This window comes from Streptococcus sp. HMSC056C01 (genome assembly GCF_001811305.1).
Taxonomy (GTDB): Bacteria; Bacillota; Bacilli; order Lactobacillales; family Streptococcaceae; genus Streptococcus.
On the sequence record NZ_KV804181.1, the window covers coordinates 35313 to 49763 of the forward strand.

The window sequence follows — 14451 nt, forward strand, 5'->3', positions numbered from 1 at the left end:
TTGATGAACTAGTGTACATCATTGTAAATGAAATGAAACCTGAGATTATCACTCAGAAAATCTATCTTTTGGGTGTTTCATTGCTGAGACGTATCATAGAATATTTTTAAGCTTTTACCTAAATTAATTGGTCATAGATTGATGTTCTTTGAAATACAATGCTTTTTTGATGAAGTAAATATTAAAAATAGTTAGAAATATAGAAAGATTTATAGATAATATGCAAGAATTAAACCGTTTAACTGTAATTGATTTTTTTTGTGGGGCAGGTGGTTTTTCTGAAGGTTTTCGAAGAGCAGGTTACGATGTAATAATGGGAATTGATAACTGGCAACCTGCGATTACCACACATAATTTTAATCACGGATTAAATGATAATATAAAAAGTGTACTTGATTTTGAGAATATAGAAGAAATAAATAAGTTGCCCGATACAGATATCATCATTGGTAGTCCACCATGCCAGTTGTTTTCTCTTTCTAATCAAGGAGGAAATGCTAATAAAGATTCAGGTATTAATTTAATTAAAACTTTTTATAAAGTAATTGCCGTAAAGAAATTTCAAAAGAATTCCAAGTTAAAAGCATGGTTAATGGAGAATGTCCCAAATTCACAAAACTATGTCCAAGAAGAATACACATTTGAAGACTTAGATTTAGCAGAATGGGCTCTGTCTCAAAACTTAAATCCCAAATCTATTGCAATAAGATCCAAGTATAATGGTGGTATTTTACACGCGGACGATTATGGAGCAGCTCAATCAAGGAGACGTTTTGTCAGTGGAGAAATAACAAAAACAGGAAATTTCCCTTTCCCTGATAAATTAAAACAAGAGAAAGTAACTCTAAATAAATTATTTAAGAACTTTCCCACCCCATTAGCCCATTCATCCTGTGATTTTATTGTGGATCCCAACTATCCCATCGAAAAGGTAAGTATTAAAGATTTTAAAGACCATTTTTATGATACAGGCGTCTATCAAGTACAGTGGCAAAAAGCTAGGGATTTAAAGCAAAGACATCCTTATATGGGGAAGATGTCATTTCCAGAAAATATGAATAAGCCAAGCCGGACAATTATGGCTACACAGTCAGCTAGTACTAGAGAGGCTATTCTATATAACTCAAATTGTAATAGAAAAGGTGACGGCGAGTATCGATTGCCAACTATCAGAGAAGCAGCTTGTATTATGGGGTATCCATTAGACTATCAATTCTTCGGTGATGAGCCTACAAAGTGGAGACAAATAGGAAATGCTGTTTGCGTTCAATTATCTTTCGCTTTAGCTGTGAAAATTTTAGAATTAATAAATTCACCACTTTTACCTGCTAAGAATATTGATAAAGATCTAAGTCAATTCAAATATTTGGATAATAAAAAGATTAAAGATTTCAATAATCCTCCCAAGCGAAGTGAAAAAGCATTATTTAGACAATTTCCTATTAAGTCAGGAAATATGACTGTTGACTTAACTAATAAAGTTAATGGAAAAGTTGGGAATTGGGGTGTAATCGCGCATGCTGGAACAGGTAAAGGGTTCAAAAGTATAATTATCTCCCGTTCTAATCAAATGGAAGCCAAAAAACTTCTTCGTAAATTAAAACCTGATTTAATAGAGGAACTGAAAAATAATGAAATTCTTAGAAAATACTCGACCAAACAATTAAATTTAGAAAACAAGAAGTATGGGTACTTTCTGGATGATATTTCACATCCATATTATATCATCAATTATATTGGCAAATTAATATACAACCATATAGAAAATGAAGACATTGAGGTTGATGTCTCTGGAACAGAGTTCACTCAACTTAAGGATAAGATTCCATTGAGCCAGTTAATGTCTATTTACCTAGTCCCGATAATAATTTACGGAAAATAATGAATGGAGAATGAAAATGAATCATGATTTAAATGAATTGATAAAAAATGGAAATATTGAAAAAACAACTTTAACAAAACGTCTGACTATTGGGAGTGAAACAAACGACTACCCAGTCTATAAATTCCCGTTAGAATATTTATACTATAATGATCAAAATGGTCGTATTAATACAGTTTACCATCAATACATATCAAATCATGGAAAATTAACACCAGAGATTGGAGAGTCAAAATATAATGAAATATTTGAAAAATTTATTTTTGAGTCTAAAAAGCAAGCTTTAAAGGATACTCAAGTTTCTATTTCTGAAAAAGGACAACAAGAACCTGGTGTAATTCTTTCCGACGGAAGAGTTATTGATGGAAATCGTAGATTTACAGCTCTCCGTAGAATACAAAAAGAAACAAAAATCCAACAATACTTCGAAGCTGTTATACTTTCATTTGATATCAGTAATAAAATTGATGAAAAGAAAATAAAAGAGTTAGAATTAGATTTGCAGCTTGGCCGTGAAGAAAGAGTTAGTTATGATCCAATTGATCGTATTTTTGATGTTTACAATACAATTGAAGTTCAAAAACTAATGACTCCTGAGGAATACAAAAAAGCTAGTGGTGCTGGTAACACTAAGGGGATTAACAAAGACTTACGACTCGCTAAATTGATTATCAAGTTCTTATCTATAGTCGCTCCCAACGAAAATCCTATTGATAAATTTTATCTTGCTAGAGAATTGAAGTTAGATGGACCTCTGGAAGATATTGAAAGAACAATTAACAAATTAAAAAAAGATAAAGAGACGATAACTCAAAATGTACTAACTATTTTAGCAGTACAGATTGCGAAGTCTGAAGTTGGTGATAGAGATATTACCAGAAAAATTCGAGATGTCAAATATAATATTTTAGATAATCCTGAAATGAAAGAACATTTCATAAGTGCTACTGATGAGCATGTAGATAATATTATTGATTTTTTTGAGTCTAATCCAATAGATCAGGCAAGTGATTTAAAAAATAATCTAAATAACAATCTTGAGATAGCAGAAATATCAAGTAAATTATTACAAACAACTAACAGATTATCAAACAAAGGCCAAATAACAGCAAATCGCAGACAATCCTTAGTAAAATTGCAGGAAATTAGAGATACATTAGAAGATTTATCTTCTGAAGATTTAAAAGAACTGTATGAAAAAGAATTTTTTGAGGCGAAAGAAATTCTTCAAGAAATTAGAGATTTAGCATTTAAATTATCCAAATAGAGAAAAGGGGAAAAGAAATGGTATTTTCTCTAAAACTTAAAAACCTAATACAACCAACATATCAAAGTGAAAATTTGGTTAAAGAATTCTATGAACCTGTACTATCTGAAGCTACTATTTATAGAAGAGTCTCAGCCTATTTTTCTAGCGAAGGACTAGGGTTATATTCAAAGGGGTTGGATAAATTATTTGGAAATAATGGATTTGCTCAATTTATAATTTCTACAGATATCTCTGAAGAAGATTTTAAAAAAATTCAAGAAGGATATGCTCTTAAAAATAGTTTAGTAGATTTGCCTACTCAGTTAAGACAAACTATTCTAAATGATCAAACGAAAGAATCGTTAGGTAATTTAGCATTCATGATTGCATGTAATCATGCAGAGGTCAAATTTGCAGTTATTCCTAGAGGACGAGGGATTTTTCATGATAAATTTGGTCTTATTGATTCAGATGATGAAACTGTCTTTTTTAACGGATCTGTTAACGAAACTAGAAACGGGTTAGAATACAATTATGAAAGTATTTCTGTAGATGTTTCTTGGGATTCAAGTACGAATGTTCAAACACGAATATTAGCTAACAAAAATAGATTTGACCGATTGTGGAAAAATGAAGAGAAAGATATTCTGACAATTGATGCTACAAGAATTGTTTATGATGAAATAAAAAAATACCAGCAATATTCCACATTAAATAAAGTTAAAGAAAATCAGTCAGAAAATAATATCTATTTTTATTTAAAAAGTGGAAATATAATTGTACGTCAAGATAACTCTTCTATACAGATCACAAGCTCAGATAGAAAACTAAAGCCTGGATCGGATTTGTCCAATAAATATTTTGAAGATGATAATTCCACTATCAAACCAGAATTTTCTTATATGGATATAAATTACATTATTAAAGAAACAAGGAAAAGATGTGATAGAAAAAATATTATAGTTGAAGTATCAGAGGAAGTACAAGAATACCTAAAGTCAAATCAATACTCGATTGAACAATATCGTAAGTTGGGAATTTATTTAAAATCACCTGAACAATATACAATTCATAGGGAACAAGAAAAGTTTGAAGAGTTTGTTTCTGTTGTTAGTTCAGAGGTTGTACGGCCGTTTAAAAAATTGCAACTTGAGGCAGCCTTCTACGAATACAGGATGGCTAGAGCTGCGAATTTTTCTGTGCCAGGTTCTGGTAAAACTGCTATGATTTTGGCCGTTTTTGCATTTTTGAATTCCTCGAAAGTTGAAAGTGAGCATGTAGATAATTTATTGGTTATTTGTCCTATTAATGCCTTCAACAGTTGGAAAGAAGAATTTAAACAAGTTTTTGGAAACAAGAAACAGTTAGAAGTAATTGATTGTCAAAGTTCCAAAGATTTTGATTACGATTTATCTTTGAACTGGAAAACATCAAATCTTGTATTAGTGAATTATGAATCGCTGACAAAATACAAAGAGAAGTTGCAGGAATTGTTGTCAATTAAGACAATGATTGTCTTTGATGAAGTTCATAGAATAAAAAATCCTTTTGGAGTTCGTGCTCAAGCTGCTTTAGAACTAGTTAAGGATTCAAGATTTAAGTTTGTTTTAACTGGGACACCTATACCTAATTCTTATCAAGATATCTATAATTTCCTCCATCTATTGTATTCAAATGAGTATAATTCCTTTTTTAGATGGAATTTAGATGAATTAAAAAATCCTAGTGTTAGGAAAATTGAAGAAATTAATAAAGCTTTAATTCCATTCTTCTGGCGCTTAAACAAAAACGATTTAGGAGTACCTAAACCAGATCCAGATAAATTTTTGGTTGTGGAACCTAGCGAAGAGCAGAAACAATTAGCACAGTCCATATACTATAACGAATCTTCGAGTTTGGCTAGATTGATTCGTTTAATACAAGCATCCACAAATCCTGAATTACTTAACAAAAAGATTGAATATAAAGATATGTGGTTTGCAGATGATAATGATCAAGATGACACCGTTGAAATATCGGAAGAAATATTTAATAATCGACTACAGAATACTTCTGACTCAGTAATCAAAGAAGCCAAAGGATATGATGAGTTTGACTTTTCTAGTATGATTTCTCCTAAATTTGAGAAAGGTATTGAAAAAATTCAAAAGCTCATATCTGAGGGGAAAAAAGTCATAGTCTGGGCAATATTTGTTGATACCATGAAAAAAATACAAAATAGGTTAGATCAAATTGGAGTGAAAGCTAATTTAGTGTATGGTGGTACGGACGTTTCTGATAGACAGAATCTCATTGATGATTTTCGATTTGGTAATACCATGGTTATGATTTCTAATCCTCAAACTCTAGGTGAATCAGTATCTTTGCATAAAGAAGTTCATGATGCTTTATATTTTGAATACAATTTTAATCTAACTTTTATGCTTCAATCTAGAGATAGGATTCATAGATTAGGATTAGAAGATAACCAATACACACGATATTATTATCTACAAACCAAATGTGAACCAGATGATAGTGGTGATCCAGGTTATATTGACCAACAGATTTATAAGAAACTGGAATCTAAGTCTAACATAATGTACAAAGCTATTGATAGTAATACCCTATCACCAGAATTTTCTCAGAATGAAATTGATGAAGCAATTAGTATTATAGATGAAGAAAGAAAACGTATTTTATCACACCAGAACTAAAATGAACTTTTTTACTCTCGAAATTTTCAAATTTTCTGACTCAGATAGTTTTTTTCTGCCATTAATATACTCTGTGCGTAATAAGAAATAAATAAAAACCTCCTGATTTATTCAGGAGATTTTTATTTATCCCCTCACAACCAGCCTTCTTCTTCGGCAGTTTTGGCCGCTTCGGTTCGGTTGCTGGCACCTAGTTTGGAGAGGATATTGGTCATGTAATTACGGACGGTGCCGTTTGAGAGGTAGAGTTTGTCCGCAATTTCTTGGTTAGATAGGCCTTGGGCAACTCCATGCAAGACAGCGACTTCCTGCTCGGTCAAGGGATTGGGATGAGTCATCATGACTTCCATGAGCTCTGGAGAATACTCCTTGCGCCCCTCTAACACCGTATGCAGGGTTTGCATGAGCTCGGCAATGCTCCGCTCTTTCAAGACATAGGCATCGACTCCTGCTTTGACCGCTCGTTCAAAATAACCTGGCCGTTTAAAGGTTGTAACAATAACCACCTTGGTTTTAGGCATTTCTTGTTTGATCCACTCGAGAGCTTCTAGTCCAGTCTTGACTGGCATTTCAACGTCAAGGATGGCAATATCTACTGCTTCTTTCCCCAAAACCTCAATAGCCTCGGCTCCATTTTTCGCCTGCAGAACAGTCTCCACATCTGGTTGAAAGCTCAAGAGCTGGCACATGGCGTCTCTAAGCATACTTTGATCTTCTGCGACTAATACTTTCATCTACTTTCTCTCCTTATAAGGCAGATGCACGCGCACCTCTGTTGGATGTTTCAAACTGACCAGCTCTACTTGACCTGAGAAGGCTGCAGCACGATCTCGGACTGTATGGAGTTCATTTCCTTTTACAGTTGCAAAACCTTTCCCATCATCTCTGACTGTCAGGAGCAATTCCTGATCTGTACGTTCCAGTTTTAGATAGGCTTTATTAGCGCTGGCATGTTTGATGATATTGGTCGCCAGTTCTAACAAAATCATAGCAGCTGTCGACTCTACATCCTGGGTCAAACTAGCCTTGTCCAATTGATTGTCAACCTCAACCTTAATCCCAGCAATCTCAAGCATCTTCTTGACAGTTTCAAGCTCTGAAGTTAGGGTCCGTGATTTCAGATTTTCCACAATGGTTCGCACTTCATTCATGGAGTCCTTGCTGATCTGGTGAATTTCTTTTAATTCCTTTTCCACCTGTGGATAAGCCTCCATCTGAAACAACTGCAAGGCTAAATCTGTCTTGACACTCAGCATAGCAAAGGTATGCCCCAGGCTATCATGCAAATCCTGACCGATACGACTACGTTCATTTTCAGCAAGCAATAGATTTATCTGGGCATTTTGCTTGGCCTGCGCTTCTTTCAAATCCTCAACAATGCGAATCCGAACCAAGCCCAATGTCATCAAATCGACAAAAGTAAGAATCCCAAGCTCAAAGGCTACAGCCTCAGTTTCGACTGACTGAAACATCATGAGTTGTCCAACAACAAGAACTTGAGCAAGGAGAAAAGTCCAGACATGCAGAGAACGAAGACTCCGCACCCTGAAATGATAAATTAAGAGATTAGAAAGGTAAAAGAAAAACCAGATATAATTAACAGCAACAAAGGCAGTATTCCCAACTACATAAGTCAGCATGAGGCCCCAATATAGCCAAGATCGGCGCTGGCTCTTAGTTGTTAAAACGCCTAAATAAGCCACCACAAATAGAATATCAACTAGTAAATGCCAGGCAGAAAGCCACCCAGTCACTACAGGTAGGATGGGGAAAATCATAAAAATTAAACTGGCCCAAAACATATAGTGTATGTTTTTCAGTCTTTCAAGCATTAAGCATTCTCCTTATGACCTTGAAGGTAAATAGTCAAACCAAATAAAACTGCTGAAAAAACAAGTAGATAAACTGTGGCTGATAAATTGATGCCACCCTCGTTTAAGAAGGTTTTGAGCAACTCCATCAACTGATAGGTTGGTAGACACTTCCCGATTGCTTGCATCCAGTCTGGAAATAAAGTGATGGGCATCCAGAGTCCGCCTAAAACAGCCAAGCCTAGATAGAGAAGATTGCCCACGACAGACATCAACTGACTAGAAGGTAAGAGAGTCAAGGTCAAGCCAAGAGCTACAAAAGCTATACTTCCCGCAATCAGCAAGAGCGCAGCCCCAACCCAGCTTCCTAGAGGCATATCCACACCCCTGACCAAGTGCCCAACTGAGAAAACAACCAGGATTGAAACCAGATAATCAACCATCATACTTGTTATCTTTGATAGATAATATTCTACCATATTTACTGGAGTATGGCGTAATGTTTTCTGCCAGTTGTTGATTTTATCGGTATGTAAGACAGCTGGGAATGAAAACATAGCTGTCGACATCATAGAAAAAGCTGTCATAGAGATGAGGTAGTCGCGCATAAAATTTGCTGGCCCATCTGGTGTGTCCTGGTACATGCCTGAAAAGAATAAATAGAAGGCCGTCGGCATCCCTACGGATAATAGATAATAGACTAATTGACGTTTGGTCAATAGAAATTCTATCTTGTTTAGTGCGATCCATCGTTTCATCTTAGTCATCTCCCTTTTGTGTTTCTTCAAAGATTGTATCCAGCAAGCTACGGTTATTGACTTCAATTTCTTGAATCCTACATCCTGCTTGCACTAACAGTTCCCAGAAAGCATCCGCTTCGCGTGTGACTACTTGCAGGGCATCTTGTTTTTGTGACCAGTTTTCAACCAGGTTAGACTGCTCAATGACTTCCTTGTAAGCCAGAGGTAGGATGAAGTGCTTTTCAATCTCCTCACTGCGCATGGCTAGAGGTGTCGTATCACGAATCAACTCTCCCTTATTCAAAACCAAAATTCGGTCCGCTGTATGCTCTACCTCTTCGATATAATGGGACGAATAGAGAATGGTGACTCCCTGAGTTTTTAGGTCCTGAACAATTTCCCAAAAACGTTGACGGGTTGAAGTATCCATGGCAGCAGTTGGTTCATCTAAAAAGACTAGCTTTGGTCGGCCAATCAAGGTCAAGACAAAAGAGAAGAGACGCTTTTGCCCACCTGACAATTTTTCTGCCAATTGCTCTTTTTGTTGCTGGTCAAACTGCAATAGTTGATCGATTTCCTGATTGCTCAAGGGATTTGGGTAAATGCTTTGAAAGAAAGCAATCAACTCTTTGACCTTTAATTTCTGAACGATGACATTTTCTTGAGGGAGGTAGGATCTTGTGTAGTCTAACTGAGAACTCGTCACTGGCAAGCCTTGGATGGATACTTGACCGCTTGTGACCAGTTTATCTCCAAGTAAACAGTCCAAGAGTGTGGTCTTTCCAGCACCATTGGGTCCAATCAAGGCGACGCATTCACCTTCAGCTACCTCAAAGGAAATATCCTTCAAAATAGCCTTGCCCTTGATATTTTTATGTAAGCCTTGTACCTTAATCATGTTCATGATATTCTCCTTTCAGCCACTCCTTTCCCATCGGAAAGGCGATAAAAATCATAAATCCTAATCCCCAGGCACCACGGATGAATTGGTGAAGGAAGGCTTGATCAAACCAACCTGTAAACATTTCGACCAACCATACCACTAGTGATAGTGCAATAAAGAGATAGAGAATCGCTTTTTTCATTTTTCAAACTCCTTTTTCACATCTGAGACCAATTTCAAACCTTCCCGGATCAACCAAGACATCATGCCAAAGCCTGCAAATAACTCCCAAGGAAAATGATAGAAGCCTTCGTCCAATCCTGAAAACATGAGATAAGTCATGACTCCTGCTGCTACTAAACTCATTGCGAAAATTACTTTATGTTTCATTTTTTCTTCCTCCATTTGATACATCTATTATAATTCTTTGAAGCATGTGTCACTAGAAGCTTCTGTCATGAGGAGATATGACAAATGTCACAAAAAGTCTACTCAGCTATGAAAATAGAATTCTTTCCAAATCAAAAAAGGTCGGGAAATCCCGACCTCTTTCGTTTTCTATTTAATTCTTATTCCACACTGAAAAGATATGGGTACACTGGTTGTTGACCTTGGTGGATTTCAACTTCTACATCTTCAAATTCTTCTGTGATTTCTTGGGCGATTTGGTTAGCCAATTCTTCGCTTCCGTCTTCTCCGACATAGAAGGTTACGATTTCACTGTCTTCATCCAACATATGTTTCAAAGTTTCAGTCAGAGTTTGGTGCATATCAGGGTTTGATACGAGGATCTTACCATTAACCATACCAAGATTATCATTTTCATGAATTTCCAAACCATCGATAGTCGTATCACGGACAGCTGTTGTTACACTACCGCTGACTACATCACCAAGAGCTGCAGTCATGCGTTCTTTATTTTCTTCGATAGACTTGCTTGGATCGAAGGCAAGAAGACTGGTCAATCCTTGAGGAAGGGTACGAGCTTCTACCACTACTGCTGGTTGTTCCAACACTTCAGCTGCAGATTGAGCTGCCATGAAGATGTTTTTGTTGTTCGGCAAGAAGATAATGTTGCGAGCATTGACTTGCTCAACGGCCTTGATAAAGTCTTCTGTTGAAGGGTTCATGGTTTGTCCACCTTCGATGACATAGTCCACACCTTGAGCACGGAAGATGTCTGCCAAGCCTTGTCCAGCTACTACTGCGATAAGGGCATATTCTTTTTCTTCAGCTGGTTTGCTGACTTGAGCTGCTTCTTTTTCTACTTGTGCTTCGTGTTGGTTACGCATGTTATCGACTTTAACCTTAACCAAGCTACCATATTTCAGACCTTCTTGCATAACAAGACCTGGATCTTCTGTATGGACGTGAACTTTAACGATTTCATCGTCATTGACAACAAGAAGTGAATCCCCAAGTTCGTTCAAGTAGTTACGGAATTCTTCGTAGTCAAACTCTTTAGCATAAGTTGGGCCTTGTTTAAGGGCAACCATGATTTCTGTACAGTAACCAAAGGTGATGTCTTCTGTTGCCACATGTCCGGCTACAGACTTATGGTGTTCAGCATTGATCATTTCACTCATGTTGGCTGGAGTCGCTACAAAGTCTTCAGAAGCGCTATATTCACCAGTAAGAGCTGAAAGGAAGCCTTCATAGATGAAGACCAAACCTTGACCACCTGAGTCTACAACTCCAACTTCCTTCAATACTGGAAGCATTTCAGGAGTTTTAGCAAGAGCCGCTTTAGCTCCATCCAAGGCTGCACGCATAACCTCGATAGCATCGTCTGTCTGCTCTGCTTTTTTCTTAGCACCGATGGCAGCACCACGTGATACAGTCAAGATTGTTCCTTCAACTGGCTTCATAACAGCCTTGTAGGCTACTTCAACTCCTGATTGGAAGGCACGAGCTAGATCTTTCCCTGTTAATTCATCTTTTTCCTTGATAGCTTGCGAAAATCCTCGGAAAAGCTGAGAAGTGATAACTCCTGAGTTCCCACGCGCACCCATCAAAAGACCTTTAGCTAAGATACTTGCAGCCTCACCAACTGTTGAAGCTGGTTTGTCTGCTACTTCTTTAGCACCGTTTTCGATAGTCATTCCCATGTTTGTTCCTGTATCTCCATCTGGAACTGGGAAGACGTTCAATGAGTTGACATATTCGGCTTGCTTGTTCAAACGAGTAGATGCAGCCTGTACCATTTCTTGAAATAAGCTTGTAGTAATATTTGACACGATTATTCTCCTACAACTTTGATATTTTGAATGTAGACATTCACAGTTTGAGCAGTGATGCCAAGTTGGTTTTCCAAACTAAATCGAACACGCTCTTGGATATTTTTTGAGACTTCACTGATTTTTGTTCCGTAACTCAACACGGTATATACATCAACTGCAATGCTACCATCTTCGGCCGCTTTTACAACGACACCTTTAGAATAATTTTCCTTCCTAAGGAGGGCTTGGAAATTATCTTTGAGGGCTTTCTTACTTGCCATACCGACCACACCAAAAATCTCAGTTGCTGCACCGCCTACAACGGTAGCAATCACTTCATCTGTTAGTTCGATTTGACCATCTTTTGTATTAATTTTTACAGTCATTTTTTCTACCTCAACTAGTTGATACTCTATTTTATCATATTTCAAGCCAAGTGTAAAAGCAGAATACTGTATCGGCGGATATTTGCTCCTTTGACGAGACTTTTTGAGCTTAGAGCAAAAGAAAAAGACCTGATGGCCTTTTACTCTTTATTAAACGCGTTCTACTTTACCTGATTTCAAAGCACGAGCTGAAGCCCAAACTTTTTTAGGTTTACCATCGATAAGTACAGTAACTTTTTGAAGGTTTGGTTTTACGGCACGTTTTGTTTGGTTCATCGCGTGTGAACGGTTGTTTCCTGATACAGTCTTACGACCTGTAAAGTAACATACTTTAGCCATTGTGTTTTCCTCCTATTAGATCTAATATAGCGGATGTGCTAGCACCACATACTGTACTATGTTATCACACTTTCTCTTTTTTGGCAAGGGGATTGGAAGATTTTTTTATTTAACGTAAACAACTTCTAATTTCCCAAAAACAACGTCTCCACGGATAATCAAAGTTTTGCTGGTTGGGGCTGTCGCCACTTCGACCTGCGGATTGCTAAACACTGATTCTACCCTAAGATCCACTTTCCAATGTTGAGGGATATAAATGGTTGCACTTCCAAAAACTACGTCCACACTTAAGATTGCTACATCACCCAGAATATTTGCATTATCATAGTAAATCTTAGCATCTCCAAAAACAGCTTCCACTTGGTCTTCTACCAAGTCTTGGTCTTGATTATAAAAAGTCCCACTACCAAAAATGATTTCCTTATCAGTAGAAACTTTTTTCTCTCTATTGTTCCACAATGTCTTTCCACTCCAAGTCTTATTTGAGTGAGTCAGCATACTTACTCCAAGCACGATGAGAACACTCGCCCAGAACAGTGATTGATTGGGAATTGGTAAAAAGTCATAAAAATGATTAGCAATCATGAGGGCTACTAGGGCTGTAACAGAGGCTGAAGTAAAATGACGACGAAGGATTGCCTCAACTGATTGATAGGCAAAAAATCCAATACCGATCAAGGGCCAAATTTCCCCTTCAAGTGAAGGGATTCCAAAATTCCCCTGTAATAATACTAAGGCTGCCAATACTAGCAACACAATACCAAATGCTTTCTTTTTCATCTTCTTACCTCATGTTTCTTAGATTTTCTTTTAGGAGGGATTGGTAGTGCCGTGACACGTGCACCTCCTTGTGGGTCTGATAAAAGGAAATAGTGCCTGTCCCTGAGAAGGACTTGTCCACCGAGTAAACCTGCCGGATATTGGCAATGGTCGACTTGGATACCCGACTGAAATAGCGGGGCAGAATGGACTCCAACTCATAAAGCTTGAGTCGAACCTCGTAGGCTTCTTTCTGGGTATGAGCGTAAATCTTGCTACCTTCTGTCTCAAAAAAGAGAATTTCTGACAAGTCTAAGTAGTACTCACCCGTCCCCTTATAAAAGATCAACCTAGGAGCCTTGGTTTCTTGCAAGAGTCGTTGCAAATCAGCTATTTCATCTGTCAGGGCTGCAGCCTTGATGACAATCTCTGTCTCAGTTAATTCACTATCAATCTCGATTCGTAACTTCATCCTATCTCCTTTCTGCATCTACTATACCAAAGCCCAGAAGACTTTACAAGGGCAAAAAAGCAAGTGGTCACTTTTGACCCGTAAGTGGTTACGAGGCCAAGCCCACTTGCTTTGCATTTCACAAAATAAAGAAAAGAATTCCCCAAAGGAGCCCACAGGCATAGCCTACCAGAACATCCTTGGGATAATGAACGCCTCCTAAAACCCGCACAAGACCGAGAAGAGCTGATAAGACCAATAAAATCAACCCTGCAGGCAGATTTGCATGCACACAAGCCATGGAAATAATGGTTGCTGAAAAGACATGGCGACTGGGCATTGAATTGCCAGAACTGTCCTTGTCTAATAGTGGGACAATTCCCCAAGTCTCATAAGGTCGTGCTTGATTGATCCACTTACGAACTAGCGTCAATAGGACAAAGCCAGAAGCTGGCACTAAGATATAGGTGGCAAATTCTTTTCCCAATCCCTTGCTCATAAAGCTTGTCCCCAACAAGGCCATGTAGGCTAGGGGAATCAGAACTGTCATCATGCGATTAAAAACTCGCATCAATTGTAATAGCTGTGGATGTTGAAGGAGGCTTGATTTCCTTTTGTCGTACCACTCTTGATAGTTTTTCATATCTATTTCTCATACTTTTCTAGGACCTGCTGGGCTGTTTTCCCTTTGGCAAGCCAGTCCACTAATTTGTCCAGACGGCGGATTTCCTGCATCAGAGGATCCTCAATTTCCTCAATACGAACACCACAAATCTTCCCTGTAATCGCCATCCGTTCAGGTGCATAAGACGGTACCTGTCGAAAAAAATCTCCATAAGTAAGATCCCTATCCAGACAAGCGAGGATCTCACTCACCTCATAACCTGTCAGCCAACTGGTCACTTGGTGAACGGACTCTGCCCTTCCACCCTTTCGCTCAACCTTTGCAATCAAGGCTGGATAGACAGTTGAAAATTTCATATTGTATAATTTCTGACTCATACATTCCTCTTTCTATTATACCAGTATAAAGAAG

General features: G+C 37.6%; 16 protein-coding genes. 3 read left to right on the top strand and 13 right to left on the bottom strand.

The window, feature by feature from the left end:
• Window positions 1–220: 220 nt before the first annotated feature.
• Genes HMPREF2795_RS00195 through HMPREF2795_RS00205 form a run of 3 tightly spaced genes read left to right on the top strand, consistent with a single transcriptional unit; the run spans window position 221 to window position 5827 of the window.
• Entirely contained in the window at window positions 221–1882 is a 1662-nt protein-coding gene (locus HMPREF2795_RS00195; protein ID WP_075227869.1) for a DNA cytosine methyltransferase, read from the top strand.
• Between the two features lie 16 nt (window positions 1883–1898).
• The gene (locus HMPREF2795_RS00200; protein WP_075227870.1) at window positions 1899–3149 is read left to right on the top strand and encodes a ParB N-terminal domain-containing protein; all 1251 of its coding nucleotides are present in this window, start codon (window positions 1899–1901) and stop codon (window positions 3147–3149) included.
• 17 nt (window positions 3150–3166) lie between these two features.
• Window positions 3167–5827 carry an SNF2-related protein gene (locus tag HMPREF2795_RS00205; protein WP_075227871.1) on the top strand — a complete coding sequence of 887 codons (2661 nt, stop codon included), beginning with the start codon at window positions 3167–3169 and terminating at the stop codon, window positions 5825–5827.
• A gap of 134 nt (window positions 5828–5961) precedes the next feature.
• Here HMPREF2795_RS00205 and HMPREF2795_RS00210 read toward each other — a convergent pair whose 3' ends face one another.
• From HMPREF2795_RS00210 to HMPREF2795_RS00270, 13 genes are all read right to left on the bottom strand, one after another.
• On the bottom strand, window positions 5962–6561 hold the full coding sequence (locus HMPREF2795_RS00210) for a response regulator transcription factor (RefSeq protein ID WP_075227872.1): 600 nt from the start codon (window positions 6559–6561) through the stop codon (window positions 5962–5964).
• On the bottom strand, window positions 6562–7659 hold the full coding sequence (locus tag HMPREF2795_RS00215) for a sensor histidine kinase (RefSeq protein ID WP_075227873.1): 1098 nt from the start codon (window positions 7657–7659) through the stop codon (window positions 6562–6564). It abuts the gene before it with no gap.
• Window positions 7659–8396, bottom strand: a complete 738-nt coding sequence (locus HMPREF2795_RS00220) for an ABC transporter permease (protein WP_075227874.1) — start codon at window positions 8394–8396, stop codon at window positions 7659–7661. Before HMPREF2795_RS00220 ends, HMPREF2795_RS00215 begins: the two co-directional genes overlap by 1 nt.
• Before the next feature lies 1 nt (window position 8397).
• Window positions 8398–9282: an ABC transporter ATP-binding protein gene (locus HMPREF2795_RS00225; protein WP_075227875.1), complete on the bottom strand. Its 885-nt coding sequence runs from the start codon at window positions 9280–9282 to the stop codon at window positions 8398–8400.
• Window positions 9269–9463 carry a hypothetical protein gene (locus HMPREF2795_RS00230; protein WP_075227876.1) on the bottom strand — a complete coding sequence of 65 codons (195 nt, stop codon included), beginning with the start codon at window positions 9461–9463 and terminating at the stop codon, window positions 9269–9271. Before HMPREF2795_RS00230 ends, HMPREF2795_RS00225 begins: the two co-directional genes overlap by 14 nt.
• Entirely contained in the window at window positions 9460–9666 is a 207-nt protein-coding gene (locus HMPREF2795_RS00235; RefSeq protein ID WP_049496214.1) for a hypothetical protein, read from the bottom strand. The genes HMPREF2795_RS00230 and HMPREF2795_RS00235 overlap by 4 nt, the downstream gene beginning before the upstream one ends.
• 164 nt (window positions 9667–9830) lie before the next feature.
• Entirely contained in the window at window positions 9831–11498 is a 1668-nt protein-coding gene (locus HMPREF2795_RS00240) for a DAK2 domain-containing protein (RefSeq protein WP_075227877.1), read from the bottom strand.
• Window positions 11499–11500: 2 nt separating this feature from the next.
• Window positions 11501–11866, bottom strand: coding sequence for an Asp23/Gls24 family envelope stress response protein (locus tag HMPREF2795_RS00245; RefSeq protein WP_075227878.1), 366 nt, complete (start codon window positions 11864–11866; stop codon window positions 11501–11503).
• Window positions 11867–12016: 150 nt separating this feature from the next.
• Window positions 12017–12205, bottom strand: coding sequence for a 50S ribosomal protein L28 (gene rpmB / locus HMPREF2795_RS00250; protein WP_001140948.1), 189 nt, complete (start codon window positions 12203–12205; stop codon window positions 12017–12019).
• 105 nt (window positions 12206–12310) lie between these two features.
• Window positions 12311–12985 carry a LiaF transmembrane domain-containing protein gene (locus tag HMPREF2795_RS00255; protein WP_075227879.1) on the bottom strand — a complete coding sequence of 225 codons (675 nt, stop codon included), beginning with the start codon at window positions 12983–12985 and terminating at the stop codon, window positions 12311–12313.
• Window positions 12986–12989: 4 nt separating this feature from the next.
• Entirely contained in the window at window positions 12990–13436 is a 447-nt protein-coding gene (locus tag HMPREF2795_RS00260) for a LytTR family DNA-binding domain-containing protein (protein WP_000776599.1), read from the bottom strand.
• A gap of 118 nt (window positions 13437–13554) precedes the next feature.
• Window positions 13555–14058, bottom strand: a complete 504-nt coding sequence (locus HMPREF2795_RS00265; RefSeq protein ID WP_075227880.1) for a phosphatase PAP2 family protein — start codon at window positions 14056–14058, stop codon at window positions 13555–13557.
• A 2-nt stretch (window positions 14059–14060) separates the two neighbouring features.
• Window positions 14061–14417: a DUF2200 domain-containing protein gene (locus HMPREF2795_RS00270; protein ID WP_075227881.1), complete on the bottom strand. Its 357-nt coding sequence runs from the start codon at window positions 14415–14417 to the stop codon at window positions 14061–14063.
• Between the last annotated feature and the right edge of the window lie 34 nt (window positions 14418–14451).